The sequence below is a fragment of the Acidovorax sp. genome, assembly GCF_046314175.1.
Classification (GTDB): Bacteria; Pseudomonadota; Gammaproteobacteria; order Burkholderiales; family Burkholderiaceae_C; genus Acidovorax.
The window spans coordinates 16,563-43,355 of sequence record NZ_JBKBXG010000008.1 but is presented as its reverse complement, the minus strand read 5'-3'; the positions used below and the strand labels follow the sequence as shown (position 1 = coordinate 43,355).

The window sequence follows — 26,793 nt, the reverse complement described above, 5'->3', positions numbered from 1 at the left end:
CACATGCCAACTCTGCCTCAATCCGCCTCGCGCCTGCCCGTGCTCACCTATGTGCTACTGGCCGCTTACCTCGTCACCATGGCGGTGCGCACGAACAACGACACCACCATCGCCCTGGTGATCGCCTCGGTCATCATGTTTGCTTGCTGCTGGGCCAGTGCCACCCATTTGCTGGGCGTACGGCCCACGCTGCAGTTTGTGCTGATTGCGGTGAGCTTTGGCTGGTTCGCCGAGCAAATGGGGGCATCCCGGGGCTGGTTCTTTGGCCAGTACACCTACACCGAGGTGCTGGGCCCGCGCTTGGGCGATGTGCCCCTAGTCATCCCGCTGATGTGGTTTTCCTTGACCTACGCGGGCTACGTCATTTGCAACCTGATCGTTTGGCAAAGCCCTGTCGATGGGACACGGGGCATTGGCAATGCCGCCATGCTGTCATTTGTGGCGGCGATGATCGTTACCGCGTTTGACCTGGGCGCCGATCCTTATCTGGTGTACACCCTGAAGGCTTGGATCATGACCAAAACCGATGGCGCATGGTTTGGCGAGACGGTGCAGGGGTTTTTTGGCTGGGTGTTTGTGTCGTTCGTCATCATCTTTGGTTTCCGCATGTCGGTGCGCAAACTGGCACTGCAGCCCAGCAGCCCCTTTCTGCGGCACCATGCCTTGGTTCCGCTTGCCCTGTACGGAAGCAACATGGTGTTTCAGATGATGTTCGGTAACCCAGTGGAAATCCGCTCGGTTGCCCCGTTTGCAATGGGCATCCCCTTGCTGTGCGCGCTGGCGGGCTACCAGCGCTGGGCCGCCCCTGCCAAGGCCAGCACATGAGCAAGAGCACGCCACACGCCCACGCCATCTCGGACGCTGCGCTGGCAGACATGCAGCATCACGCCGACCCCCTTGCGGACAAAACCATTGCCGACATCCTGGGTGACTGGCCCGCAGGCGACGTGGCGGTGGACGCGCCGCAATGGGCACGCATCGACACCGTGAACCGGCTGTTCGGGCAGTGGGCAGACAACGCGACCCTGGTGGGCTGGACTGCACAAGGCGAAGGGGTCGACGCGGCCATGGCCGACGCCCTGAACTACTACGTGCAAACAGCCCAGGTGCTTCCAGACTGGGCCGATGCCCGCAAGATCGAGCGCGCCGAGAAGTTGTTCATGGAACACGGGGCACTGTCGTGCATCCTGCTGTTCTGCGCCAGCCTGCCAGAGTGTTACGTGATTCCGGACCTGTCGAGCGTGCTGCATACGTCGGGACAGCTGGAGCAGAACGCCGAGTACCGCATCCGGTCCACAGCGGCAATGATCTTCCCGGTGATGATGCATGGTGGCCTGAGCCACCGCGGCGCGGGCGTGGCACAGGTGCTCAAGGTGCGGCTGATCCACGCCACCATTCGTAACCTGATCCTGCACGGCAGCCCCCAAAGCGCCGTCGCGCAGTTGCTGGCAGGCGGCACAGGCAACATCGCGCCGCAGGCGCTGCTGACACAGGGCGGGCGCCAGGCCATGTTCCAGACGCTGTATGCCCGCGGCTGGAACCTGAAAGGAAATGGCCTGCCCTGCAACCAGGAAGAGCTGGCCTACACCTTGCTCACTTTCGGCTATGTTTTTTTGCGCAGTCTGCGCAAGTTGGGTATTGGCCTGCGCACGGCTGACGAAGAGGCCTATCTGCATGCCTGGAACGTGGTGGGCCATGTCCTGGGCATCGACCGCTCGCTGATGGTGGACACCATGGACCAGGGCGAAGCCCTGATGGCGCGGATGCAGGCGCGTGGCCGCGCCGAGCCCATCAACCCCGACCCGCGCCCAGCGCTGGGCCAGGCGCTGATGCAAACCATGGAAAAAGCCCTGCCATGGAGCATCGTGAAGCCGTTCCCGCAGCTCATGACCCGCTACCTGTGCGGGCGCGCCACGGCCAACGATCTGGGCCTGACCCAGCCGGTGCCGTGGCTGTCCGCACTGCTCTTTTGGGGCGTGTTGCTGCTGGCGCGCGCCGTTGATGCGGTAGTACGATTGGCGATGCCGCGCTTTTCCATCGTTCGGGCTCTCACACGGGTGCTGGGCTACCACTTCATGAGCCGGGTGCTGATGAGCCAGACCCGCCCGCTGCAGTTGCCTACCGAGCTGCTCAATCAGGTGGACAACGTGGTGCACAGCTGGAGCGATGACCCCCAGGCCCCCGGCTGGCTCAACCGGATGGAAGACCGGTTGACCACCCATGGCAGCTGGAGCAAAGGCCTGGGTACGACGGCACAGACCGAGCGCGCTGCCAGGGCCCAGCAGCCGAAATAGCCTTTGCTACCAGCACAATGCAACTCCTTTGCTACGCTGTTCTGATGTGGGCCCGGTGCGCGCGCGCGTGTTGCAGCGTGGTGTTGGGCCTGCTTTGCATGCTCGTGTTCATGGCTCTGCCGCTAGGCGCGCAGGCCAGCGCACCCATGGTGCTGACGCAGGACAGGCCGCAAGTGAATGCCTGGGAGACCATCACGCTCAAGGCCGATGCCACGCAAAAGCTCTCGGTGCAGGACATGCTGGGTCGCCTGAACGAATTCGAGGCACCCGCCCAGCGCGGCGGCTCGTTGGGCGTGCACAAGGCAGCGATGTGGCTGCACATCCCGATCATCGCGCCCACAGCGCTGCGCACTGCGTGGATGGTCGACATCGGCTACAGCTCGCTGCAGGCCGAAATCTACCTGGCCAGCGGCGGTCAGGTGCTGCAGCAGGTCCGCACGGGCGGGCCCGATCAAACACAGCTGGCCACCCGAACGCCCGCGATGGCGTTCGATCTGCAGGCTGGGCAGCCTTACGACCTGCTGATACGGGTACAGGCCACCGGGCCGCTGATACTGCCCATCACCGTCGGTGAAATGCCCTACCAGATGCACCAGGCCCTGCGCGAGCAGATGTTGCAGGGATTGCTCAATGGCCTAGCGTTGTGCCTGCTGGTGTACAGCATTTTTCAATGGGCCATGCAGCGCGAGCATCTGTTCGGCTTTTACGCGCTGGTAGTGCTGGGCAGCGCCGGATTTTCGATGCAGTTCTTCGGCATTGGCGATCAGTTTTTTTGGCCTGGCAATCTTTGGATGTCCCGGCACGCGGGCGTGGTCGCAGGGCTGATTGCGCTGACAGGCTCGTTCCTCTTTTTGGGCGCCGCACTGGCGCACAACCCGCGAAGCCGGTACGCGCGCGCCATGCGCGCAGGCGCTGCGATCACTGCAATGGTCTGCGTTGCTGTCGCGCTGGGCTGGCTCAGCATCGCGATTGCCATCGCCTTCATGAGCCTGGTGGGGCCACTGCCTTCACTCATCAGCGTGCCTGCTGCCATCGCTCGGGTGCGACAAAAAGACCCGATTGGTGCCACCCTGCTGGTGGCCTGGATTGCCTACGGAGCTGCGGCGGCCCTCATGGTGTGCCTGGTGCAGGGCTGGGTGCCCGCGAACTTCTGGACGATGCACTCGTTCCAGTTCGGCGCCACCATAGACATGCTGCTGTTCCTGCGGGTCATAGGGCTACGCGCCAGCGCACTGAGGCAGCAAGCACAGGAGGCACTGCGAGAGCGCGACATCATGCACCACCTCGCGCACAGCGACCCATTGACAGGTCTTACCAACCGGCGCGGCCTTCAGCATGCGCTCCGGGCTGCCTTGTCGTCCTGCGCACCGAACAAGCTGGTGGCGGTCTACCTGATGGACCTGGACGGGTTCAAACCCATCAATGACATCCACGGGCACGATGTGGGGGATGACCTTCTGGTGGCAGTGGCCCACCGGTTGCAAGCCAATGTGCGCCACCAGACCGATGTGGTGGCACGGCTGGGAGGTGACGAATTCATCATCATGGCCTGCAACCTGGGGACAGCCGATGATGCCGAAGAGCTTGGCCGATCCCTGTTACGCGCTTTTGATGTGCCTTTTGTGCTGAGCCACCTGCGATTGCAGGTCGGCCTGACCATAGGGTACGCCCTCGCTCCGCTGGACGGCGATGACCCGCAAGCACTGATCCGCATGGCCGACGCCGCGATGTACGCGGGCAAAGAAGGGGGCAAACACTCTATTCGCCGGAACCCCGGCAACTTGGTCCTGTCCTCGTGACCCCCCACACGCCATGAGGACCCACAACGCGCTTTTGAAGGTATCCCGCAGCCTACACTGGCCCGGCACCTCCATCACCCGCCGCCCCTTCATGCCGGCCTGGCCCTGGCTGCGCCCTCTGACATGGCTTGCCATGCTGTCGGCATTGCTGGCCTGCACCTGGGTGCAGGCTGCTACAACGCCCCTGGTCCTGCACGATGAAAGGGCCACGATCGACGCCTGGCCAGCCGTTACCTTGCTGGGGGACCCGAGCCTTGAACTCACGGTCGAAGAGGTGATGGCCCGGCGCCACCAGTTCGAGCAGCCGCCCAGCGTGGGCGCCACGCTGGGCATGCGATCCGACGCGGTGTGGCTGCGCATTCCGCTGGCCGTCCCGGCCACATCGGACGGCCAGTGGATCCTGGACCTCAACCACGCCGACCTGAATCACATCGGCGTTTACCTCACCACAGGCGGCAGGGTGGCCCAGCAGGCCAAACTGGGCAGCCTGCAGCCGTACTCGGAGCGGCCGCTGCAAAGCCGCTCGCACGCGGTACCGCTCGATTTGCTTGCTGGCGTGGAATACGAGTTGCTGGTGCGCGTGCAGACCCGTGGCGCAATGATCCTGCCGATCGCCTTTCACAAGCCGGCGGCCATGCTCAACAAGGCGATCGACGAGCAAATGTTGCAGGGAGTACTCACGGGTCTGGCGCTGTGCCTGCTGGTGTACAGCGTGGCGCAGTGGGTTAGCCTGCGTGAGCCCCTTTTCATCTACTACGCACTGCTGACATCGGGCAGCCTGCTGTTCTCTATGCACCTGTTTGGCGTGGGGCGGCAATACCTGTGGAGCAACAGCCTCTGGTATGAGGTTCACGTTGCGGGGCTCGCTGCGCTGCTGGCAACCTGTGGCTCCTTCCTGTTCATCAGCCAGGCGCTGGCGGGGGACAGGCCCCACAGCCGTTTTCTGCGCATGATGCGCGGTGGGGCCGTGCTGTGCGTGGTTTTGGCGGTGGCCTACGCCGTGGACGCCATCTCCACGCGCGCCATCGCGGCCATCGTGAGCATTTTGGGCCTGGTTCCCGCGCTGATGGGCATCCCGGGCGCCGCCCGGCGTGCAGTGCGGGGCGACGGCGTGGGTACCAGCCTGCTGCTGGCGTGGCTGATTTATTTCATTGCCACAGCCACGGTCATCGGCGTCATCAATGGCTGGGTACCCGTGAATTTCTGGACGCTGCACTCCTTCCAGTTCGGAGCAACACTGGACATGCTGTTGTTCATGCGGGTGCTGGGCCTGCGAACGAAGGCGTTGCGCCTGGAGGCACTGGACGCCAACCGCGAGCGCGATGTCATGCACTCGCTGGCGCACACCGACCCGTTGACGGGCCTTCCCAACCGGCGCGGGCTGAGCATGGCGCTGGCGTCAGCGCTTTCACGCAGTGGCCCCGACAAGCTGTTGGCCGTCTATGTGATGGACCTGGATGGTTTCAAGCCGGTCAATGACCAACATGGGCACGATATTGGCGATGAATTGCTGATTGCTGTTACCCGTCGCTTACAGGGCCATGTGCGCCAGAGCGATGTCGTGGCGCGACTGGGTGGCGATGAGTTTGTGGTGATGACCGGGCACCTGGGCAGCACGCAGCAGGCGCAGGAGTTGGGCGAGAAATTGCTGGACGCCTTCCGCTCCCCGTTTTCTCTGGGCGATATCAAGGTGCGGGTGGGTTTGACGATTGGCTACGCCATTGCCCCGCACGACAGCAATGACGCGGTGGGTCTGCTCAAACTGGCCGATGCGGCCATGTACAGCGGGAAACAGGGGGGCAAGTTCTGCGTGCGCCGCAATACGGGCGATCTGGCCTTGTCGTCCGTCTGAACCGGGTGGATCAAGGGGCTTAGCCACACCTCGCTCCTGGATCGGCCATTGTGAACTGGTCAAACCGCGCGGCCTCGGGTACACACAGGTCTTCGCGTTTTTCATGAAGGATCGTTTCCCATGGCCCATCGCAAAAGCCCCGCCCGCATTGCCAAAGACGCGCGTGTTGCGCACTTTCAGTCGCTTTCAGCACAAAACTCGGCCAGCGACGCCCCAGGCGTCACCCTGACCTGGGAGGCAGTTGCCGCCCTGGAAAGCATGCTGGTGGGCCGCGTGGTTCTGCCGTCGAGCCCCGACTACAACCAGGCCCGGCAGGAGTCCAACCCCGCGTTCCAGTCCTATCCAGAAATCATCGTGTACTGCGCTTGCGAGAACGATGTCCTGGAATGCCTTGCCGTCGCCCGCACCTATGGCCTGTGGGTGGCTGTGCGGTCCGGCGGCCACAGCACGGCGGGCTATTCGGTGAACAGCGGCATGGTGGTGGATCTGAGTGAAATCCAGGGCGTGATCCTGGACCCGCAGACTCAGCGCGTGCATGTGAGGCCCGGCACTGACTTTGACCATTTCAACGGCGCCATGAACAACACCGGTTGGCATGTGCCGACCGGCGCATGTGGCAGCGTGCGCGTGGGCGGTTTTGTGCAGGGGGGTGGCTACGGATACACGTCGCGCCAATTCGGCATTCAGAGCGATCTGGTGGAGTCGCTCCGCGTCGCGCTTGCAGACGGCACCATCGTCACCGCCAGCGCCAATGAGCACCCTGACCTGTTCTGGGCCATGCGGGGCGGCACCGGCGGGAATTTCGGGGTTCTTCTGCAGGTCACCTACCGCATGTTCCGCCTTGATCAGGTCTGGGCGTGGTCCATCAGCTGGGACGAGGCCCATGCCGCGCAGGTGCTCACCCTGATGCAGCAAAGGTTCATGAAAACCGGTGCGCCCGATGCGCTCGGCTACATGATGAACCTGGGCTACCAGGGCGGTGTGCCGGTCTACATGGTGCAAGGCATGTTCTGCGGCACACGGGACGCAGGCCTCGCGGCCATTGCCCCATTGCTTGCCGTTCCCAGCGCCCAGCTGTTGGTGGACAAGACGGGCACCTACCCGGACATGAACCGCTGGCTGGAAGACCACCCCTACACGCTGCCCGACAACCTGCCGGACGGCGCCGCCGAAAGCAAGGCCAGCGGCTACATCAGCGCCCCGCTGACGCCCGCAGACTGGCAAAGCATCATCCAGTTCTTCAAGACATCGCCCAACGCCTATTCGCTGGCATACCTTGAGCCGTATGGCGGCGCCATCAACCGATACCCCGTGGCCGACAGCGCCTTCATACACCGCAACGTAGATGCCGACCTGGTGGTGGATGTGTTCTGGACCACCCCTGAAGAGCGCACGATCATGGAGGCTTGGCTTGCGCAGTTCATGCACCAGTTCAAGCGCTTCATGAACGGGCATGTCTACCAAAACTATCCTGACGCGAGCCTCAAGGACTTCGCCAACGCGTACTGGGGCCCGGCGTACCCGAAGTTGCAGCAGGTCAAGGCGCGATACGACCCGACCAACTTCTTTCATTTTCAGCAGAGCATCACGCTACCCACCCGGTAAGCGCTGTTTCAGCATCAAGGGCAAGCAGCTTGCGCATAGTGCAGCCGCCCCTTGCCTGCACGCTTGGCCGAATACATGGCCTGATCGGCACGGTTCATGAGAGCGTCGATATCCCCCTCCAGCGGGGGATTCACCGCCACTCCAATGCTCGCCCCGATATGCAGGTCGCGCCCGCCGATGGTCATGGGCTGGTGCAAGGCTTCAATGATGCGGTGACCAATGGTGTCGGTTACGTCGCGGGTGACATCGCGGTCCAGCATCACCAGAAACTCATCCCCGCCCAGCCGTGCCATGGTGTCGCCCGCTCGCACGGTGCTGGCAATGCGCTGCGCCACGATACGAAGCACCTCGTCACCCGCGCGGTGCCCCTCGGTATCGTTCACACGCTTGAAGCCATCCAGATCGATAAACAGCAGCGCCACCGAGCCAGCACTGTTTTGCGCTTGGACAAGTGCTTTCTCCAGGCGGCTTTGAAAGGCCGAACGGTTCAGCAAACCGGTCAGCGAATCGTGGTTGGCCAGATAGTGGTGCTGGCGCGCTATCTGGATCTTGGCGGAAACGTCCTGCACCAAGGCCATGATCGAAGTCACCTGCCCGTCTTCGTCCGTCAGCGCCGAGTTGAACCACTCACAATGCACTTCGGTTCCGTCTGCACGCACAAAACAAGTCTCTGCGCGGTTTTGCGACTCCTCACCGGATTGCAGGCGCTGCAGGGCCGACTGAAGGCTGTCATCGGCGGACGCCAGCGCCAGCAGCTCGGTCAAAAGCCGGCCCTCCAGCCCAGCGACATGCAGCCATCCCATCAGCTGCACCGCCCTCTGGGAGCAATGCAGCAGCTGCAATTTGTGGTCCATTTCGACCACCGCCAGCGGGCTGTTCTCCATGTGCGATGAAAGCCGTTGATTGGCGGCCCGCAGCGCGTTCATGGTTACCTGCAATTCATGCACATCCAGGGCCGTGGTGATGAAGCCATCAATGGCGCCTTGCGCGTTGTGCCACGGTGTAAGGCAAATGGTGCGCCATTCTTCGATGCCGTAGGGAGTGCGCAGCATGCGCTGGTACTGAACCCGCTCTCCACGCAACACCCGCTCCACAAAGGGCATGAACCGGGCACAGTCTTGCTCGCCGTAGACCTCCACCAGGGTCTTGCCCACCAACTGGTCGGGCATGGTGCCGAACCAGCGCGCGTATTCCTCGTTGACGTAGATCATGACCAGACTGCGGTCCAGCACTGCCATGGTGGCGCCTGCGCTGCGCGAGATCAGATCCAGCAATTCCTCCTTGGACCAGGTTTCCTTGCGACCGGAGGGCGAGAAATGCGACAACTCTGGCTCGTCTTGCTTCATGCTGCGAATGACCGAGTGGGTTTGGACGTCAACGGAGGCAGCCCGACCGCTTGCTTGTCGAGCACAGGGGGACGTGCGCGGCTGCCATGCTTAAGGTAACAGTGTGTCAGCGGCAGCTTATCACTTCAGCAAAAGCCAGGTTTCGCGTGTCTTGCACGCTTGCTGCCATCGCCCTCAGCGGCAGCAGCGGTACGCCAACCCCAGTGACACCGAATAACCTGTCGGATCCATCGTGAGCGGACTTCGCGCTGCGTCCGCCTTCAGCTGTGACACCCGCGCAGCGCCGAAAACGACCCAGTGACGATTGATGGCGGACATCACCTCCACGCCAGCATCCACGCTGTAGAGCCCGGCACGGGGGCTGAAGGCGGGAAGCGCGCTGGCTCCAGCGTCCGGCACCCCAAAGTGGCCACGCATGTATTTGCGATCACCAAAGCTGGCACCGGCCCCAAACGTCACCTTCGTTTGCTCGGTGACAGGCCATGTGTACCCCACGCTTGTGGACAACTGGGCGCCGCCGTCACGCCCCAATATGTCCTGAGAAACACCGGCACCCACAGACCAGCGCTCAGTCAGCGCGTAGCCGCCGCTGACTCTTGCTCGCAAGGTGGAACGCACCGAAGGCAGCCCTACCAGAATGGGTGCATCCGACCCGTCGCGCCCTTTGTCTATGCGCAACGAGGCACTCAGGTGGAACCGGTCATTCTCTGCCAGCGTGGCGCTTGCGCCGGATTCCCTCGGCCTCAGCCCATGGCCCATGAAGGCGCTGCCGCGCGATGTGCTCAGTCGAAAGCGGCCGTACTCAATGGCCCAGGCGGGGCGCAGGCTGTTCTTGCGGCCGTCGCCGCCTGCGTAGTCCGGCCCTGTGCTGACGATGGCACCCAGGGCGTAGTGCAGTGTTGCCTTGTCGTCTTCATTTGCACTGGGGGCGGCTTGGGCCTGCGCCGCGGGCACAACACAAACAAGCGCCAGGGCCCAGGCAAGAGCACCAACACGTGGACAGGTATGGAGCGAGGGGTGGAACATGGCCGGATTATCAGTCCGCCCACTGCACCCATCCCGTCCAGGCTGTGACCAGCACAACGATTCCGAACACGATGCGGTAGTACGCAAACGGCACAAAGCTGTGAGTACTGATGTAACGCAACAACCAGCGCACGCACAGCCACGCGCTAATGAACGAAAACACCAGACCGGTGAGGAACATCGGGATGTCTTGTACCGACAGCAGAGCGCGATCTTTGTAGAGGCTGTACACGCCCGCACCAATGAGCGTGGGGATGGCCAGAAAAAACGAGTAGTCGGTGGCCGCCTTGCGTGACAGCCCCAGCAGCATTCCGCCAATGATGGTGGAACCACTGCGGCTGGTGCCAGGGATCATGGCCAGACACTGCACCAAGCCTACTTTGAGCGCATCGAGCGGCGTCATGTCATCCACCGCCTCTATGCGTGTGGCCGACGGCGCCCGGCGCTCGGCCCACAGAATGATGAACCCGCCAATGATGAACGTGCTGGCGACCACCACCGGGGTGAACAGATGAGCCTTGATGGCCTTGCCAAACAACAGGCCCAGCACAACGGCAGGCAGAAAGCCAATGAGCACGTTGAGCACAAACCGCTGCGCCTGGCGCTCGGTGGGCAGCGCCACCACCGTGGCGCGTATTTTTTGCCAGTACACCAGGATGACTGCAAAAATGGCGCCTGTCTGAATGGCGATGTCAAACACCTTGGCTTTGGCATCGTCAAACCCCAGCAGGGCTCCGGCCAGAATCAGGTGACCGGTGGAAGAAATGGGCAAGAACTCGGTCAGGCCCTCGACGATCCCCATGATGGCGGCCTTGACCAGCAATACAACGTCCACTCCTGCTCCTTCAAAAATATGGCCAAAATGGCCTCTAGCGCTTATTGATCAAGCGCTGATAGCTATAAATTTAGGAGCATTCGCCCCGGCTGTTCTGGATTATCCGCCAGGGCCAGGCAGCCACGGTGCCTGCCACCCGCCGCCCAGGGACTGAATCAGCGTCACGGCCGCCAGCTGCCGGTTGACCTGCAGTTGCAGCAAGGCCCGCTGCGCCGACAGCGCCGAGGCCTGGGCTGTCACCACGTCGGTAAAACTCACCTGTCCTTCACGGTAACGGTTGAGTAGCTGCTGCGCGGTGCGCTCAGTGGCAGACACGGCCTCGCGGCGCAGGGGTTCCTGCTCCTGCAACGTCCGCAACACCGTGAGCTGGTCCTCGACGCTCTGGAAGGCAGTCAGCACCGTTTGCCGATAGATCGCCACCCGCGCATCCCGCGCCGCCTGCGCTTCATCCACGCGAGCGGCCGTCGCGCCCGCATCGAACAACGTCTGTGCAATGGACAAGCCAAGCGACCACACCGTGCTCGACGCCCTGAAAAGATCGGCCACGCTGCTACCGGTGTTTCCCAGCGAGGCGCCGAGGCTCAGGCTGGGGAAGTAGGCCGAGCGCTGAATACCGATCTGCGCATTGGCCGCAGCCACGGCGCGCTCGGCGGCCGCAATGTCTGGCCTGCGCTGCAACAGCGTGGACGGCAGGCCCAGGGGCACCTCGGGAACCTGGGCCACCCACGGGGCTTTGGCGAGAGCAAACGCTGCAGGCGCCTGGCCCGTCAGCACCGCCACGGCGTGTTCAAAGCGGGCCCGGTTCTGGCGCACTGTGGCAAGGTCTGCGCGGGCGTTGGCCAACTGGGTTTGCGCCTGCAGCACGTCAGTCTGCGCAACCACTCCGGCGGCATACCGGTTTTGGGCAATGGTCAGGCTCCTTTCATACCCGTCTACCGTCGCCTGCAGCAGGTCGATTTCGGCATCGGCCTCGCGCAGCTGAAAATAAGCCGCAGCCAACGCGCCCACCGCCGACAGGCGGGCAGAGGCCAGGTCCGCCTCGCTGGCCTGCGCATTGGCCTGCGCGCTATTCACGCCGTTTTGCAAGCGGCCCCACAGGTCGGGCGCCCAGTCAACGCCCAGTGATGCCTGCGTGGTGGTGCCAGATCGGCTGGCGCCTTCGCCGCCCGATCTCGTGGCACCGCCCGACAGGCTGACGGAAGGGAACAAGCCCGCGCGCTGCTGCCGCACCACCGCCTGGGCCTGGGCGTACGCAGCCACCGCAGCGGCAATGTTCTGGTTGGACAGCTGGACTTGCTCCGACAGCCGGTTGAGTTCGGCATCGCCAAACATCTCCCACCAAGCCCCCCGATCCAGCGCATCTGCCGGGGCCGCGGGCGCCCATGTGGCCCCAGCTTCTTTGAACACCGCAGGCATGGGCAGATCCGGGGGCTGGTATGCAGGTATGACGGCGCACGCAGACAGCAGAGCGACCATCAGACCCACGGATGCGAGGCGGGCTGACCGCGTGTGCAGGATCGTTGAGGTCTCAGGGCCCATCAAGGCACGGGGTGTCATTCGGTTCAGACGAGAGATCATGGTGCGCAGTCAGGCCGCGGCGCCCGGGGCACCGGCGCGGCTCAGGTGTTGTTCGTTGGGTGCAGGAGTGCGCAGCTTGTCGAGCAGCACATAGACCACCGGAGTGGTCAGCAAGGTAAGCAACTGACTCGCAATCAGCCCGCCGATGATGGCCACGCCCAGGGGCTGGCGCAACTCGGAACCCTGGCCAAAGCCAATGGCCAAGGGCAATGCGCCCAGCGCCGCCGCCATGGTGGTCATGAGGATGGGGCGAAAACGCAGCATGCAGGCCTCGCGCACCGCCTCCAGAGCGGTGAGCCCGCGCGCACGCTCTGCCTCCAGCGCAAAGTCGATGATCATGATCGCGTTCTTCTTCACGATGCCGATCAGCAAAAACACCCCGATCAGCGCAATGATGGTGAATTGCATGTTGAACAGCAGCAAAGCCAGCACGGCACCCACGCCCGCAGAGGGCAGCGTGGTGAGCACGGTGATGGGATGAATCAGGCTCTCGTACAGCACGCCCAGCACGATGTAGATCACCACGATGGCTGTGATGATGAGAAACGCCTGCTGCCCCTGCGATTGCTGCGCGCTCAGCGCGGTGCCCTGAAAGCTGCCACGCACGTTGATCGGCATGGCGATGTCGGCCTCGGCCTGCTCAATCACCTGGCGCGCTTGTGCCAAGGAGGTACCGGGGTCGATATTGAACGAGATCGTCGTGGCCAGCTCGCCACCCTGGTGGCTGATGGAGGTGGGGGACACCCGCTCCACCACCCGTGCGATGGCGCTCAGGGGCACCATGGTCGATGGCACGGTGCTGAGGACATTGCCGGTGGAAGCACCACGCTGGCCCGGGTTGGCCACGGTGCCCGTCACGCCCGCAAGGTTGGACGCCACATAGATGTCCTTGAGCGCCGGGGGGCCCTGCGCGTGTTCGGGCGCCCATTCCATGATGACGGCGTATTGGTTGAGCTCGCCATAAATCGTGGCCACCGAGCGCTGGCCGAATGCGTTGTAAAGCGCGTTGTCGATAGCGATCGAACTCACCCCCAGGCGCGACGCGCTCTCACGGTCCACCTCGACATAAGTCTCGACGCCGTTCTCGGCCTGGTCCGTGTCCACGTCCTTGAGCAGGGACTCATCCTTGAGCCGATCTGACAACTTGGTCGCCCACTGTTTGAGGTCGGCCAGGTTGTCACTCATGAGCGTGTATTGGTAGGTCGAATTGCTGGACCGCCCCCCCATGCGCAGGTCTTGCACAGGGTTCAGAAAAACACGCAGCCCGGTGATCTGGTTGAGCTGCGGACGCAAACGCGCGATCACGGACGGGGTGCTGTCGGTGCGCTGGCTCAGGGGCTTGAGGTTGACGAACATAAACCCGCCACCGGCGCGGCTACCGCCCGAAAAGCCCACCACCGTGTCGACCGCAGGGTCCTTGCGAATGATCTCTACTGCCTGTCTGAGCTTGCGCGCAAGTGCGTCCGACGAGATGCTCTGGTCAGCGCGCAGGCCGGCGCTGAGCTGCCCGTTGTCCTGCTCCGGAAAGTAGCCCTTGGGGATCTTTGCAAACAGATAAACGTTGAGCCCCACCACCGCCAGAAGAATCGCCACCACCAGCCATTTGCTGGCAAGCGCCCAGTCCAGGCTGCGCTCATACACGCGCAGTACGCCGCCGTAGCCGCGCTCAGCCCAACGCGCTACGCGCCCCGGCGGCTTGTCGCGTGCGGGGTCATGGGCACGCAGCAGCAATGCACACATCATGGGTGTTGTGGTGAGCGATATCACGAGCGAAATCATCACCGCCGCTGACAGCGTGATCGCGAACTCGCGAAACAGCCTGCCCACCTGGCCGTCCATGAACAGCAGCGGAATGAACACCGCCACCAGCGACAGGCTGATCGACAGCACAGTGAATCCCACTTCGCGTGCGCCCTGCAGCGCGGCCTGCACGCGGTCCATGCCCGCCTCGATGTGCCGCATGGTGTTCTCCAGCACCACGATGGCGTCATCCACCACAAACCCGGTCGCCACAGTCAACGCCATCAGGCTCAGGTTGTTCAGGCTGAAACCCAGGAAGTACATGACGCCGAATGTGCCCAGCAGCGACACCACGGTGGCCACTGCCGGTATCACCGTGGCGCGGGCTTTGCGCAAGAACACCCCTACCACCAGCACCACCAGCGCAATCGACACCATCAAGGTCAGCTCGATCTCATGCAATGAAGAGCGGATGGTGTTGGTGCTGTCCGACGCGACAGCCACCTGAATGTCCTGGGGCAGCTGTGCCTGCAACTGCGGCAGCAGGGCGCGCACGGAATCCACGGTTTCGATGATGTTGGCACCGGGCTGGCGCGTGACCAGCACGACGATGGCAGGCTCGCCATTGAACAGACCCACGGTACGCCGGTTTTCCACCCCGTCCCGGACCCGCGCCACGTCGCCCAGCCGCACGGCGGCATTGTTGCGCCAGGCGATCACCAGCGACTCATATTCCGCCGCCTTGCGCGCGGGGGACGGGGTATAGATCTGCAGTCGGCGCCCATCTCCTTCGATGGCGCCCTTGGGCCGGTTGGCGTTGGACGCCTGGATGGCTGCGCGCACGTCTTCGGTGCTGATGCCGTAGCGGTTGAGCGCAAACGGCAGCAGCTCTACCCGCACCGCGGGGAGCGATCCGCCCCCGATCTCCACCTCGCCCACGCCGTCCACCTGCGACAACCGCTGGCTAACCACGTTGGACACCGCATCGTAGATTTCGCCAGGCGTGCGGGTCTTGGAGGTGAGCGCCAGGATGATGACGGGCGACGCCGCAGAGTTGCGTTTGCGATAGGTGGGGTTGCTTCGCAGCGTGGCGGGCAAGTCGGCGCGTGATGCGTTGATGGCCGCCTGCACCTCGCGCGCTGCGGCGTCAATGTCACGGCTCAGATCAAACTGCAGGCTGACCCGGGCCGAGCCGTTCGAGCTGGTCGAGGTCATTTCGTTGACCCCTGCAATCACCCCCAGGCGCCGCTCCAGCGGCGTGGCCACGCTGGACGCCATGGTCTCCGGGCTGGCGCCCGGCAGGCTGGCAGACACCGAAATGGCCGGGTAGTCCACCTGCGGAAGGGGCGCCACCGGCAGCACAAAAAACGCCGCAATCCCCGCCAGCGCAATACCGATGGTGAGCAACACCGTGGCCACCGGCCGCTCCACAAATGGGCGCGAAAGGTTCACAGTGCTTCTCCTGCCTGCACGGGCGCGGCCGCAGTGCCCCGGCCTGTCCAGCGGCGACCCAAGCGGTCAAACGCAAGGTAAATGACCGGGGTCGTGAACAGCGTGAGCATCTGGCTCAGGATCAGGCCGCCGAAAATGGCCAGCCCCAGCGGGCGCCGCAGTTCGGCGCCGTCGCCCCAGCCCAGCATCAGCGGCAGCGCTGCAAACAGCGCCGCCAGCGTGGTCATGAGAATGGGCCGAAAGCGCAGCAGCGCAGCCTGGTGGATGGCTTGCTGGGGCGGCATATTCTGGTGGCGCTCCGCGTCGATGGCGAAGTCGATCATCATGATCGCGTTCTTCTTGACGATGCCGATCAGCAGGATGATCCCAATGATCCCGATCACCCCCAGGTCGTTGCCCGACACCATCAGCGCCAGCAAGGCGCCCACGCCAGCCGAAGGCAGTGTCGAGAGAATCGTCACCGGGTGGATGTAGCTCTCATACAGCACCCCGAGCACGATGTACACGCAGACCATGGCCGCCAGGATCAGCCACAGCTGGCTGGACAGGGATTTTTCGTAAGCTCCGGCCGCGCCCAGGAACTCCATCGACAGGCCCTGTGGCATGCCGATCTCCTTGGCCGCAGCACGAATCGCATCCACCGCACTGCCCAGCGAAACGCCCTCTGCCTTGTCAAAACCCAGCGTGGCGGCGGGGTACTGCGCGACGCGGGTGATCTGCAGCGGCGCAAGTTGCTCGCGGATGGTGGCCACGGCCGACAGCGGCGTGGGTGCACCAGAGCCAGTGCGCAACTGCAGCGTGCCGAGCGCCTCGGGGGTGTTGAGTTGCTCCTGCTGCGCCTCCAGAATGACGCGGTATTGATTCGTCTCCGTGAAGATAGTGGACACGATACGCTGGCCAAATGCGCTGTAGAGCGTGTCGTCCACCGAACTGGCCGTGACCGACAGGCGCGACGCCGTGTTGCGGTCAATGTCCACAAAGGCCGACAAACCCTGCGCGCCTGCATCGGTGGTGGCGTTGCGCACCCTGGGCTCGGTCTTCAGCCGCTCCACCAGCTTGTGTGTCCAGGCGTTGACCTGTGCGGAATCCACCCCGCCAATCGACACGCGATACTCAGTCGGCCCTGTCTCGGCATCAATCGTCAAGTCTTGTGTGGGCTGCAAGTAGAGGGTTACGCCCGCCACAGACGTCACCCGCTCACGCAGGCGCCGAATGATTTCTTCCTGTGTGTCGCGATCTGGTTTCAGGTTGATCAGCATGCGCCCGGCATTCAACATGGTGTTGTTGGCCGCATCCACACCCACAAACGAGCTGAGCGACAACACGTCCGGGTCTTGCAAAATGGCGCGCGCTGCCGCCTGCTGCAGCTCGCTCATGCGCGCATACGACACGTCTTGTGATGCCTGGATGCGTGCCTGCAGCTGCCCGGTGTCCTGCGTCGGAAACAACCCCTTCGGGATCACCACGTACAACAACCCGGTCAGCACCAGGGTGAGCACGGCGACTACCAACGTGGCGCCCTGGTGCCGCAGCACCCAGGTCAGCCACCGGTCGTAGCCTGCTATCACGCGGTCAAAACCACGGTTGATGCGACCCGCAACCCCTTTAGGGCCACCCTCGGGCTCAGCGCACAGCCAGCGCGCCGCCATCATCGGCACCAGCGTGAGCGACACCACCCCGGAGATCAGAATGGTGATGGCCAGCGTGACCGCAAATTCGCGGAATAGGCGCCCCACCACGTCACTCATGAACAACAGCGGAATGAGCACCGCAATCAGTGACACCGTCAGCGAGATGATGGTGAAGCCGATCTGCGTGGCGCCCTTGAGCGCTGCCTGGAACGGCGCCTCGCCCTTTTCCAGATAGCGGGCGATGTTCTCGATCATCACGATGGCATCGTCCACCACAAAGCCCGTGGCAATGGTCAAGGCCATCAGGCTCAGGTTGTTGAGGCTGTAGCCCAGCAGGTACATCACGCCGCAGGTGCCGATGAGCGAGATGGGCACCGCCAGGCTGGCGATGATGGTGGCGCGCAGGCTGTGCAAAAAGAAAAAGATCACCAGCACCACCATCAGCACCGCCAGCGCCAGTTCCATCTCCACATGGTGCACCGATGACCGAATGCCGGTGGTGCGGTCTGACAGCACCTCCACCTTCAAGGACGCAGGCAAACCGGCCTGAAGCTCGGGCAGCAGCTTCTTGATGTTGTCCACCGTGGCGATGACGTTGGCGCCCGGCTGACGCTGCACGTTGAGGATGATCGCCGGTGAGATGGTGGCCCCCCCGCTTCCCGACGGGGTATCCGCTTGAGCGGAACGGTCGGGCGCAGCGCGGCCCGCCCATGCACCCAGCCGGTTGTTCTCGGCACTCTCCACCACCCGCGCCACTTCCAGCATGCGCACGGGCGCGCCGTTGCGCCAGGACACTATGAGGTTCTTGTAGTCGTCCACCGTCAGCAACTGGTCGTTGGCGTTGATGGTGTACGAGCGCTGCGGCCCATCAAAACTGCCCTTGGCGCTGTTGGCGTTGGCCGATGTGATGGCGGTACGCAGGGTATCGAGCCCAATGCCATAAGAGGCCAGCGCCTTGGTGTCCGCCTGGATGCGCATGGCTGGCCTTTGCCCACCGGCCAGCGACACCAGGCCCACTCCGCCGACCTGGCTGATCTTCTGGGCCAGGCGCGTGTTCACCAGGTTCTGCACCTCGGTCAGCGGCAGTGTGTCGGAGCTGATAGCCAGCGTCAGCACCGGCGCGTCGGCTGGGTTGACCTTGGCATACACGGGCGGGGCCGGAAGGTCTGCCGGCAACAGCGAGCTCCCCGCATTGATGGCCGCCTGCACCTCCTGCTCGGCCACGTCCAGCGCCAGCCCCAGGCCAAACTGTAGCGTGATGATGGAGACCCCCGAGGCGCTGGTGGACGCCATGCGCTCCAGCCCCGACATCTGGCCAAACTGGCGCTCCAGCGGCGCGCTCACGGTGCGGCTCATCACCTCTGGGCTGGCGCCGGGGTACAGGGTCTGCACCTGGATGGTGGGGTAGTCCACCTCGGGCAATGCCGACAGTGGCAGGAAGCGAAAACCCACCAACCCGGCCAGCACAATGGCCACCATCAGCAGCGCGGTGGCAACGGGTCTTTCAATAAACGGACGCGAGGGGCTCATACGGTCAGTCGGCGCTCATGGGTTCTGTGGCGGGCGCTGGCGGCGTTGACCACCCTCCCCCGCTGCCGACGCCCCATCGCGGGGACCCGAAGCACCGCTGGCCCCTGCGCGTGGTCCACGTGCGCCCGCTGCGCCTGCGGCACCCGGCAATTGCACGGCCATACCGTCCTGAAGACGGTCGCCGCCTTCCGTCACCACACGCTCACCCTCTTTCAGGCCCTCGGTAATCGCCATCAGCCCCACGGTGGCCTGCCCGCGCTTCACCTTGCGCAGCGACACCGTGCGGTCTTCGTTGATGACATAGACATAGTCGCCATTGGCACCTGTGCGTACGGCGGTTACGGGCACCACCACGGCAGGCACATTGCGCAGCAACAGCTGCACGTTCACAAACTGGTTCGGAAACAGCGCGCCCGCCGCATTGTCAAACCGCGCCTTGGCCTTGACGGTGCCGGTGGTGGTGTCCACCTGGTTGTCCAGCGTAGAGAACTGACCCGTGCCCAGCTCCGCCTTGCGCGTGCGGTCGAGCGCGGTCACGGCCAGCGTGGCCGAGTCGTTTTGCGCAGCGCGGATGTCGCCAACACGGTCTTGCGGCACCGAAAACTGCACATCAATCGGCGCCACCTGGGCGATGGTGGCCAGGCCCGCGGCGTCACCAGAGGTCACATAGTTGCCCGCATCCACCGTGCGCAGGCCAATGCGCCCCGTCGCTGGTGCCGTGATGCGGGTGTAGTCCAGATTCAGGCGGGCGGTGCCCTCCTGGGCCTTGTCGGTCATCACCGTGCCTTCCAGTTGCTTGACCAGTGCGGCCTGGGTGTCCACGTCCTGGCGAGCAATCGAATCCTGCGACAGCAGCGTGCGATAGCGCGCAAGGGTCAGGCGCGCGTTTTCCAGCTGCGCTTCGTCCCGCTGGCGGGTGCCCTGGGCTTGCATCAGGGCCTGCTCGAACGGTCTGGGGTCGATCTGTGCCAGCAACTGGCCCTTCTTGACCATCTGCCCCTCGGTAAACAGCACCTGAGTGAGCATGCCCGACACCTGGGGCCGCAAGATGACCGTGGTGGCAGGGATCACCGTGCCCAGCGCATCGATGACGACAGGCAGCTCGGCCTTTCGGGCTACCGCGTCGCCCACCGTCACGGTGGGGCGGCCGCCCCCTGCAAAACCGCGCCCTGGCGACTCGCCCCCTCCCGAACTGCCGCGATTGACGAGATACCACGCGGCGCCCCCCACAAGAGCCACCAGCGCCAGCGCCACCAGGCTTCCTACCCACCGGGACCGGCGTGGTGCTGGACCAGGGGATGCGGGGGGGATGGCCGATGGCGGGGGCGCGTTGACTTCTTGCGGATTCATGACGGTCCTGATTTGTGTTCTTGGGGGCGGGCAGGGCTGGCTGATAGGCGGGCGGCCGGGCCGCGCCGTACTGGATCGTAGAGGGTCCACCCAGGCTCTGCTTTGAACACTGTGCGAAGAAAAGTAAACCTGAGGGTTTCCCCGCAGGACGCCATCTGCCCACCACCGATTCGAAGCATGGCGCAGAGCCCTTTTGACGAACCCCAGGCGCAAGCTGCGGCCCTCGGCGGAAGGGACCCCACCAGACTGCGCTGCAGATCGCGCCGCCGTCCTGCATTTCAGGCAGGCCCCTGTGCATTTCGTCGCACAGCACTGGCAGTGCAGGGGACCGCCCTGCACAGTCCGCCCCATAGAACGCGCCAGGAGCCACCCCATGCAACTCACTCCCGTCATCGCCATCCACCTCGCGGCCGCGCTGGCCGCCACTGCCATCGGCCCACTCGCACTGTGGGCGCGCAAGGGCCGCACCCAGCGACCCCGCCTGCACCGGGCTGCCGGGTATGCCTGGGTCACCCTGATGGTGGCCACTGCGGTTTCGGCCCTTTTCATCACCGGTGGTGGCGGGCCGCGCTGGGGAAGCTTTGGACTCATTCACCTGCTGATCCCGCTCACGCTGGGCATGCTGGTGGTGTCCTTTGTGTTCCTGGCACGCCGCAATGTGGTGGGCCACCGCAAGACCATGCAGTACATCTACGTCGGGGCCTGCGTGGTCGCCGGCGGTTTCACCCTGCTGCCAGATCGTTTGCTGGGCCAGTCGCTGTGGACCGCGCTGGGTGTGGCCTGACACCGCACCCTGCCAGCCCCCCACCAGCAACCGCCCCCGCCTCCATCCCATTCTTCGAATTTCACGGGACCTACACCATGCTCTTCAACCTCCTCATCCAGCAGCCCCAGGCCCTGGGCCAGATCATTCAAAACACGCCCGTGTGGGTATGGGCCTTGTTGACCGGCCTTGTGTGGCTGGGCGGCAACCAGCTTTTTGACCGCCACGTGGGCCTGGTGCGCGCCATGGTCATGCCAGTGGCGATGACCGGCCTGTCGGTGTATGGGCTGGCCTCTGCGTTTGGCAAGTCGGGCCAGGCCGCTGCCGTGCTGGGCGCCTGGCTGGGCGCGGCCGTCGTGATCGCAGCCATTGCGCTGTGGCTGCAGCCCACAGCCCCCAAGGGCACGCTGTATGCGGGTAGCTCCCGCAGCTTCTACATCCCCGGCAGTGCCATGCCGCTGGCGCTGATCCTCGGTATTTTCCTGACCAAGTACTTCGTCGGGGTCGAGCTGGCCATACAGCCTGCCCTGGCGCGTGACGGCGGTTTTGCACTGCAGATCGCTGTGCTGTACGGGGTGTTCAACGGCCTGTTTGCGGCCCGATCCCTGCGCCTGTGGCGCCTGGCACGCCAGAACGCTCCGCTGGCCGCATCCCCTGCGCCCGCCGCATCCGCCTGAACGCCCCCAAACCCATTCCCTAAACCACCCGGTACACCCCATGCGCAACGACCACCCCACCGCTGACCCCATCGAACGCCTGGCCCGCAGGCGCGCTGGCGCCAAACTCGGCTGGTATCTACACGCCAGCGTCTACATCCTGGTCAACCTGCTGCTGGTCACACTGTCAGTGGCCAGCGGCCGCCATTGGGCGGTGTTCCCAGCAGTGGGCTGGGGCATTGGCCTGGCGGTGCATGGCGTGGTGGTGTTTCTGGTGACGGGCGGCGGCGGGGTGTATGAGCGGCTGGTGAAGGCCGAGCGCAACCGCATTGCAGAGCAAGACCGCCCTTTGTGACCTTTCGCACCCATGATCCAATCTGCCACTCCTAACAGACGCCGCACACGCCGCATCACCACCATGCTGTTGCCCGCCATCCTCGTTCTTGTTGTGTTCCTCGGGGTCGTTGGCTGCGCCGCTGCGCTGGCCTGGGGCGGGCCCAAAGACATTACGCCGTTGGCCAGCGTCAATGAACCTTTCCAGAGCGTTGACTTCAGCGACGTACCGCCAGCGCAGCACTACACCGCCCGCGACGGAACATTGCTTGCCTGGTATGCATACCCACCCGACAGCACCCGGGCAGACACTTCCAACCGCCGCGTAGTGGTCGTCCACGGCTCGTCTTCGCGCGCGCGATCCACCCATGTGCTGGCTCAGGCTCTGGCAGCGCAGGGGTACAGCGTGGCAGCGCTTGACATGCGAGGCCATGGTGAGTCGGGCACGCGGGGGCAAGCGGCTTACATCGGGCAACTGGAAGATGACGTGGAAGACTTTGTGCGCCAGGTGCCGCACACTGGTCCACAGACGCTCATGGGGTTTTCTGCAGGCGGCGGATTTGCCTTGCGCTTCGCTGGCAGCGCGCGGCAAGCACTTTTTGATCGTTACGTACTGCTCTCACCGTTCATACACCAGGAGGCACCCACCGCCCGGCCCGATACGGGCGGATGGGCAACCATTGGAATGCCCAGGCTCGTGGCACTCACGCTGCTCAACCGTATCGGCATCACGTGGTGGAACCACCTTTCGGTGCTTCAGTTTGCGTTGGACGAAGCCTCTCGTGCGGGTCTTACCCCCCGCTACTCCTACACCGTCGCCATGAACTTTCGCCCCCACAACGACTACCAGAGCGACATCCGCAACGCCCGCGGCACAGTCTGCATCGTGGCTGGGCAGGACGACGAGCTTTTCTACGCAGACCGCTTTGCCGACGTGTTTGCCCACGCGGGCAAACCCGTGCCGGTGACCCTTGTGCCCGGCGTGAACCACATGGGCCTGACGCTGGACACAGTGGCCGTGCAAACGGTGGCACAGGCCTGCAAAGCTTGATCGTCCACCACGGCATCACAGCGCCGCCACCCACCTAAAATCGCGCCTCAATGCCCCATCCCATGACACCCGACGACCTCGACCAACTGGCCCGCAAGCGGGCTGGCGCCAAACTGGGCTGGTACACCCATGCCGCTGTCTTCGCCGTGGTCAACCTGGTGCTTTTTGGGATGTCGCGGTACGGCTTTGGCGACCGCCCCTGGTCGGTGTACCCGCTGCTGGGCTGGGGGCTGGGCCTCGCACTGCACGGGATTTCGGTGTTTGTGCTGGGCACCGGTAGCGGCCTGCGCGAGCGCATGGTGCAAAAAGAGCGTGAACGGTTACAGCGCGAGCGCGACGGTCACTAGCACCGACAGGAGCCCGCGTGAAAATCGACTGGATCGCCAAGCTTCGGCATTTTCTGCAGATCATCGCGTTTTGCCTGGCCATTGCGGCCATTCACTACGCATTCAGGCCGCACAAACCCTATGAGATTGCGCTGGTCTACTCCCTGGCCATCGGATTGCCGTCATGGGTACTGATTGACTTTGGACGCCATTTTTTTCCGTCCAGCCAAGACACCGGTTGGCCTGAGGGTGTCGCGGGCATTGCCCTGCCCCTCGTTGGCAATGTGCTGGGTTTTTTAGCGGGCACATTGTTTGCAGACCGCTGGTTCGGCTTTTCGTCCTGGAACTTTGAAGACCGCCCGCAATTGCGAATTTCCATTGGCATCACGGTGCTATCGGCCCTTGGTTTGACCTATTTTTTCTACAGCCGGGGCAAGAGCGCCTGGCTGCAGGCCAAGGTCAACGAGGTACGCAGCCAGGCCACCGAGGCCCAGCTCAAACTGCTGGAAACCCAGCTCGAACCACACATGCTGTTCAACACGCTGGCCAACCTGCGCGCGCTGATCGGCACCGACCCCGTGCGCGCACAACAAATGCTGGACCGCATCATCACCTACCTGCGCGCCACACTCACGGCGTCGCGCAGCACAGAGCACCCGCTGGCCAACGAGTTTGACCGCCTGCGCGACTACCTGGAGCTGATGGCCGTGCGCATGGGCCCACGCATGGCCTACACGTTGGACCTGCCCGATGCGCTGCGGGATGTGCCCGTGCCCCCGCTGCTGCTGCAACCCTTGGTGGAAAACGCCATCCGCCATGGCCTGGAGCCCCAGGTGGAAGGCGGCCACATCACAGTGCGCGCCAACACACAACCCGGACCCCACGGCCCGATGCTGGTGATTGAAGTCAACGACACCGGCGCGGGCCTGCCAAATACGCTGCCCACCCCGGGCCCCGGCCAGAGCTTTGGTCTCGCTCAGGTGCGCGAGCGCCTGGCCACTCTGCACGGCGCAGCAGGCACTCTTAATTTGATAGCTGCTAGCGGAGGTGGGACAAGCGCTAGTGTCGTTTTTCCCTTAAAAACCGGCTCTCAGCTATGAACCAACCCGCCCCCCGCGCCCTGATTGCCGAGGATGAACATCTGCTGGCCGCCGCCCTGCAGCAGGAGCTGGCCCGCGCCTGGCCCGCACTGCAGATCGCCGCGACCGTCGGCGACGGCCTGTCGGCCGTCAGGCAGGCGCTGGCCCTGCTGCCCGACGTGCTCTTCTTTGACATCCGCATGCCGGGCCAGAGTGGGCTGGATGCCGCCGTGGAACTGGCCGACGCCTGGCCCGACGGCACGCCTTTTCCCGCACTCGTATTCGTGACGGCCTACGACCAGTACGCCGTGCAAGCGTTTGAAGCCCAGGCTGTGGACTACCTGCTCAAGCCCGTGCAGGCGGCGCGCCTTCAAAAAACAGTGCAAAAACTACAGCTAGCGCTTATGAATAAAGCGCAACCAGCTATCAATTTAGAAGCAACTATGGCACAGTTGCGCCATTTGCTGGCAGCGCCCGGTATTGCCTCGCCGCCCGCTGCAGCGGCACCGAGCAGCACCGCGCCCCTCACCTTCATCCAGGCCAGCAACGGCAGCCAGATCCACATGGTGCCCGTGGCCGACGTGCTGTACTTTGAAGCGGCCGACAAGTACGTACGGGTGCTGACCGCGGCGCGGGAGTATCTGATCCGTACGCCCCTCAAGGAGCTGACGGCCCAGCTCGATACGCAGGTGTTCTGGCAGATCCACCGCAGCACGCTGGTGCGCGCCAGTGCCATCACCACCGTGACCCGCGACGAGGCGGGCAAGCTGCATCTGGAGCTGGCGGGCCGGGCCGAGAAGCTGCCCGTGAGCCGCCTTTACGCGCACCTGTTCAAGGCGATGTAGTCAGCCCATCAGTCAGCCTGCCAGGTCCACCACCGTGCCCCAGGGCACGCCGGGCAGCGCCTCGTAGTGCGCAACTACCACCACCCGCCCGGGCTGACCGGCCACCTGCGTCAACGCACGCGCCAGGTAAGCGACTGACGGTTTGTCGAGCCCTCCAACGGGCTCGTCGATCAAGGTCAGCGGTGCGCCCGACGCCAGGGCACCGGCCATCAACACCTTGCGTTTGCTGCCGGTGGACAGCGCATAGAACGGCTTGTCCAGATGCTCGTGCAGCGTGAAGCCTTCGGTGTGCGTCGCCAGCACTGCGGCATCCCACTGCGGGTATCGGGCAGGCAGGCTACCCAGCCAGTCACGGGCCGTGAGTTTGTCCAGTTCGCCAGAGCGCGGATCGGCCCAGAACACGTGTTGCGCATAAGCCTTGGGCGCATCACTTGCGCTCAGGCCCTGCAACGTGATCTGCCCCGCCTGCGGCCTCAGCTCCCCCGCCAGCAGGCGCAGCAGCGTGGTCTTGCCACTGCTCTCGTCGCCACGCACCAGCGCCAGGCCTGCGGGCAGCGCCATCTGCCACTGGTCTAGCACCCCGCATTCGGGGTAGGCAAAACACAATCCCTCTACCTGCAAAACCACGTTGTCGGCCACCATGTTTCCTTGCGTTGAAAGACCAGATTCTAGGAAGCGCGCCGTGCCCACAGCCAGCCACCGGCCTGGTAGACCACCAGCAGCAGATCGTGCACACGTTCTAAGTACCTGTTCAAAAACCCGCGTTCTGAAAAGTCGCTGTCATGGGTGACCCCGGAAATCTTGTTTGGCAGCTGAGCCACCGTACGGAATAATCTCAAAATGACTCATGAAATCGTCTCGAATTACGAGATTTGTGGCGACTAAACCTGCACCCAGCCTGCGCCTGCTTCAATTGCTGGAAATCGTGTGCGCCCACGGCCGCCCTTTCAGCCTTGCCGATGCGATCGAGGCATCGGGCTGGCCCAAACCCAGCGTGCACCGCATGCGGGGCCAGCCGGAAAGCGGCGGCCTGTTGGAGAGTGAGCCCGATGACCGCTGCTATACCTGGCGCCCCACCTGTTGATCCCCCGCAGAGGAACTTGACGCGGCACACAGCCACCACGCTCACGGACCGCACTGCACTGGAGGCCGAGCTGGAGCAGATCGTGCGCCAAGGCTACTCCACGGACGCCTGTGCGAGGCCACCCAGGCGCTGGGATGCACCTGGGCATAAGCATTTTTCACTCTCTTTTACCGATCACACCGATCACTCACCATGACCTTGAACTACCTGGACTTTGACTACAGCGAAGATGCGGACGGCATGGGTACTTTTGATGCCATGGCCAGCGTGTCGCCCGCGCAGGTCCCTGCGCTACACGCCGAGATTGCCCAGTTGCTGGCATGGGCCCACGCGCAGTTCCCCGATGGCCATGGGCCCCAAGAGGACGGTGGCCAGTGGCAATACGATCTGCAGGGAGTCCAGGAGGTGAGCACACCTCTCGCATTGGACTTTGACGCAGTATCCGGGTGCATAAACTGCACGGCGGGAGCCGCATCGACACCACGCACCACCATCACCTTGTCGATCAGCGGCAGCGCTGACTTTTGTGAGGCGCTGCGGGAGGCATTTGGCGTGGAATGAAGCATCTGTGAGCGCATTGCTCACACACCTGCAAAGCAGCTTGCCGCAGGGATACGG

At 63.9% G+C, this 26,793-nt stretch carries 22 protein-coding genes; 14 read left to right on the top strand and 8 right to left on the bottom strand.

Going from position 1 to position 26,793, the window contains the following annotated elements; translation table 11 throughout:
- Positions 1–3 precede the first annotated feature (3 nt).
- The 5 genes from ACK4OE_RS03700 (at position 4) to ACK4OE_RS03680 (ending at position 7,550) form a co-directional block, all read left to right on the top strand.
- Positions 4–825: a carotenoid biosynthesis protein gene (locus ACK4OE_RS03700; protein ID WP_409883128.1), complete on the top strand. Its 822-nt coding sequence runs from the start codon at positions 4–6 to the stop codon at positions 823–825.
- Positions 822–2,294: an oxygenase MpaB family protein gene (locus ACK4OE_RS03695; RefSeq protein ID WP_409883126.1), complete on the top strand. Its 1,473-nt coding sequence runs from the start codon at positions 822–824 to the stop codon at positions 2,292–2,294. Before ACK4OE_RS03700 ends, ACK4OE_RS03695 begins: the two co-directional genes overlap by 4 nt.
- A 110-nt stretch (positions 2,295–2,404) precedes the next feature.
- Positions 2,405–4,093: a diguanylate cyclase domain-containing protein gene (locus ACK4OE_RS03690; protein ID WP_409883124.1), complete on the top strand. Its 1,689-nt coding sequence runs from the start codon at positions 2,405–2,407 to the stop codon at positions 4,091–4,093.
- A gap of 13 nt (positions 4,094–4,106) precedes the next feature.
- Entirely contained in the window at positions 4,107–5,945 is a 1,839-nt protein-coding gene (locus ACK4OE_RS03685) for a diguanylate cyclase domain-containing protein (protein WP_409883121.1), read from the top strand.
- A gap of 120 nt (positions 5,946–6,065) precedes the next feature.
- Positions 6,066–7,550, top strand: coding sequence for an FAD-binding oxidoreductase (locus ACK4OE_RS03680; RefSeq protein WP_409883118.1), 1,485 nt, complete (start codon positions 6,066–6,068; stop codon positions 7,548–7,550).
- A 14-nt stretch (positions 7,551–7,564) separates the two neighbouring features.
- Here ACK4OE_RS03680 and ACK4OE_RS03675 read toward each other — a convergent pair whose 3' ends face one another.
- The 7 genes from ACK4OE_RS03675 to ACK4OE_RS03645 form a co-directional block, all read right to left on the bottom strand.
- Positions 7,565–8,896: a diguanylate cyclase domain-containing protein gene (locus ACK4OE_RS03675; protein ID WP_409883116.1), complete on the bottom strand. Its 1,332-nt coding sequence runs from the start codon at positions 8,894–8,896 to the stop codon at positions 7,565–7,567.
- A gap of 174 nt (positions 8,897–9,070) precedes the next feature.
- Complete coding sequence (locus ACK4OE_RS03670; protein ID WP_409883114.1) at positions 9,071–9,922, bottom strand: MipA/OmpV family protein; 852 nt, start codon at positions 9,920–9,922, stop codon at positions 9,071–9,073.
- 10 nt (positions 9,923–9,932) lie between these two features.
- Positions 9,933–10,757 (bottom strand): undecaprenyl-diphosphate phosphatase, encoded by an 825-nt coding sequence (locus ACK4OE_RS03665; protein WP_409883112.1) that lies wholly within the window; start codon positions 10,755–10,757, stop codon positions 9,933–9,935.
- A gap of 99 nt (positions 10,758–10,856) precedes the next feature.
- A complete protein-coding gene (locus ACK4OE_RS03660) occupies positions 10,857–12,233 on the bottom strand; it encodes an efflux transporter outer membrane subunit (protein ID WP_409883177.1) in 1,377 nt (458 codons plus the stop codon).
- A 111-nt stretch (positions 12,234–12,344) separates the two neighbouring features.
- Positions 12,345–15,527 (bottom strand): efflux RND transporter permease subunit, encoded by a 3,183-nt coding sequence (locus tag ACK4OE_RS03655; RefSeq protein ID WP_409883110.1) that lies wholly within the window; start codon positions 15,525–15,527, stop codon positions 12,345–12,347.
- On the bottom strand, positions 15,524–18,688 hold the full coding sequence (locus ACK4OE_RS03650) for an efflux RND transporter permease subunit (RefSeq protein WP_409883108.1): 3,165 nt from the start codon (positions 18,686–18,688) through the stop codon (positions 15,524–15,526). The genes ACK4OE_RS03655 and ACK4OE_RS03650 overlap by 4 nt, the downstream gene beginning before the upstream one ends.
- A 15-nt stretch (positions 18,689–18,703) precedes the next feature.
- Positions 18,704–20,038 (bottom strand): efflux RND transporter periplasmic adaptor subunit, encoded by a 1,335-nt coding sequence (locus ACK4OE_RS03645; protein WP_409883106.1) that lies wholly within the window; start codon positions 20,036–20,038, stop codon positions 18,704–18,706.
- Positions 20,039–20,411: 373 nt separating this feature from the next.
- Here ACK4OE_RS03645 and ACK4OE_RS03640 point away from each other — a divergent pair, with 373 nt between their 5' ends.
- The 7 genes from ACK4OE_RS03640 (at position 20,412) to ACK4OE_RS03610 (ending at position 25,091) form a co-directional block, all read left to right on the top strand.
- Positions 20,412–20,822, top strand: a complete 411-nt coding sequence (locus ACK4OE_RS03640; protein ID WP_409883104.1) for a DUF2306 domain-containing protein — start codon at positions 20,412–20,414, stop codon at positions 20,820–20,822.
- A 77-nt stretch (positions 20,823–20,899) separates the two neighbouring features.
- Complete coding sequence (locus ACK4OE_RS03635; RefSeq protein ID WP_409883102.1) at positions 20,900–21,478, top strand: DUF6622 family protein; 579 nt, start codon at positions 20,900–20,902, stop codon at positions 21,476–21,478.
- Between the two features lie 40 nt (positions 21,479–21,518).
- Entirely contained in the window at positions 21,519–21,812 is a 294-nt protein-coding gene (locus ACK4OE_RS03630; protein ID WP_409883100.1) for a 2TM domain-containing protein, read from the top strand.
- Between the two features lie 12 nt (positions 21,813–21,824).
- Positions 21,825–22,841, top strand: coding sequence for an alpha/beta hydrolase (locus ACK4OE_RS03625; protein WP_409883098.1), 1,017 nt, complete (start codon positions 21,825–21,827; stop codon positions 22,839–22,841).
- A gap of 50 nt (positions 22,842–22,891) precedes the next feature.
- Positions 22,892–23,188: a 2TM domain-containing protein gene (locus tag ACK4OE_RS03620; protein ID WP_409883096.1), complete on the top strand. Its 297-nt coding sequence runs from the start codon at positions 22,892–22,894 to the stop codon at positions 23,186–23,188.
- A gap of 17 nt (positions 23,189–23,205) precedes the next feature.
- Positions 23,206–24,267, top strand: coding sequence for a sensor histidine kinase (locus tag ACK4OE_RS03615; RefSeq protein WP_409883094.1), 1,062 nt, complete (start codon positions 23,206–23,208; stop codon positions 24,265–24,267).
- Positions 24,264–25,091, top strand: a complete 828-nt coding sequence (locus ACK4OE_RS03610) for a LytR/AlgR family response regulator transcription factor (RefSeq protein ID WP_409883092.1) — start codon at positions 24,264–24,266, stop codon at positions 25,089–25,091. Before ACK4OE_RS03615 ends, ACK4OE_RS03610 begins: the two co-directional genes overlap by 4 nt.
- A 12-nt stretch (positions 25,092–25,103) precedes the next feature.
- On the opposite strand, the gene ACK4OE_RS03605 is transcribed toward ACK4OE_RS03610, so the two are convergent.
- A complete protein-coding gene (locus ACK4OE_RS03605) occupies positions 25,104–25,733 on the bottom strand; it encodes an ATP-binding cassette domain-containing protein (protein WP_409883090.1) in 630 nt (209 codons plus the stop codon).
- Between the two features lie 205 nt (positions 25,734–25,938).
- Between ACK4OE_RS03605 and ACK4OE_RS03600 the strand changes: the two genes are divergently transcribed.
- A complete protein-coding gene (locus tag ACK4OE_RS03600) occupies positions 25,939–26,175 on the top strand; it encodes a helix-turn-helix domain-containing protein (protein ID WP_409883088.1) in 237 nt (78 codons plus the stop codon).
- 192 nt (positions 26,176–26,367) lie between these two features.
- Positions 26,368–26,736 carry a hypothetical protein gene (locus ACK4OE_RS03595; protein WP_409883085.1) on the top strand — a complete coding sequence of 123 codons (369 nt, stop codon included), beginning with the start codon at positions 26,368–26,370 and terminating at the stop codon, positions 26,734–26,736.
- Positions 26,737–26,793: the final 57 nt, after the last annotated feature.

Bases quoted from the DNA above. Each gene is read 5' to 3' on its own strand.
- ACK4OE_RS03700 (WP_409883128.1), top strand. From the start codon at position 4: ATGCCAACTCTGCCTCAATCCGCCTCGCGCCTGCCCGTGCTCACCTAT.
- ACK4OE_RS03695 (WP_409883126.1), top strand. From the start codon at position 822: ATGAGCAAGAGCACGCCACACGCCCACGCCATCTCGGACGCTGCGCTG.
- ACK4OE_RS03690 (WP_409883124.1), top strand. From the start codon at position 2,405: ATGGCTCTGCCGCTAGGCGCGCAGGCCAGCGCACCCATGGTGCTGACG.
- ACK4OE_RS03685 (WP_409883121.1), top strand. From the start codon at position 4,107: ATGAGGACCCACAACGCGCTTTTGAAGGTATCCCGCAGCCTACACTGG.
- ACK4OE_RS03680 (WP_409883118.1), top strand. From the start codon at position 6,066: ATGGCCCATCGCAAAAGCCCCGCCCGCATTGCCAAAGACGCGCGTGTT.
- ACK4OE_RS03675 (WP_409883116.1), bottom strand. From the start codon at position 8,896: ATGAAGCAAGACGAGCCAGAGTTGTCGCATTTCTCGCCCTCCGGTCGC.
- ACK4OE_RS03670 (WP_409883114.1), bottom strand. From the start codon at position 9,922: ATGTTCCACCCCTCGCTCCATACCTGTCCACGTGTTGGTGCTCTTGCC.
- ACK4OE_RS03660 (WP_409883177.1), bottom strand. From the start codon at position 12,233: ATGGTCGCTCTGCTGTCTGCGTGCGCCGTCATACCTGCATACCAGCCC.
- ACK4OE_RS03650 (WP_409883108.1), bottom strand. From the start codon at position 18,688: ATGAGCCCCTCGCGTCCGTTTATTGAAAGACCCGTTGCCACCGCGCTG.
- ACK4OE_RS03645 (WP_409883106.1), bottom strand. From the start codon at position 20,038: ATGAATCCGCAAGAAGTCAACGCGCCCCCGCCATCGGCCATCCCCCCC.
- ACK4OE_RS03640 (WP_409883104.1), top strand. From the start codon at position 20,412: ATGCAACTCACTCCCGTCATCGCCATCCACCTCGCGGCCGCGCTGGCC.
- ACK4OE_RS03635 (WP_409883102.1), top strand. From the start codon at position 20,900: ATGCTCTTCAACCTCCTCATCCAGCAGCCCCAGGCCCTGGGCCAGATC.
- ACK4OE_RS03630 (WP_409883100.1), top strand. From the start codon at position 21,519: ATGCGCAACGACCACCCCACCGCTGACCCCATCGAACGCCTGGCCCGC.
- ACK4OE_RS03625 (WP_409883098.1), top strand. From the start codon at position 21,825: ATGATCCAATCTGCCACTCCTAACAGACGCCGCACACGCCGCATCACC.
- ACK4OE_RS03620 (WP_409883096.1), top strand. From the start codon at position 22,892: ATGCCCCATCCCATGACACCCGACGACCTCGACCAACTGGCCCGCAAG.
- ACK4OE_RS03610 (WP_409883092.1), top strand. From the start codon at position 24,264: ATGAACCAACCCGCCCCCCGCGCCCTGATTGCCGAGGATGAACATCTG.
- ACK4OE_RS03605 (WP_409883090.1), bottom strand. From the start codon at position 25,733: ATGGTGGCCGACAACGTGGTTTTGCAGGTAGAGGGATTGTGTTTTGCC.
- ACK4OE_RS03600 (WP_409883088.1), top strand. From the start codon at position 25,939: ATGAAATCGTCTCGAATTACGAGATTTGTGGCGACTAAACCTGCACCC.
- ACK4OE_RS03595 (WP_409883085.1), top strand. From the start codon at position 26,368: ATGACCTTGAACTACCTGGACTTTGACTACAGCGAAGATGCGGACGGC.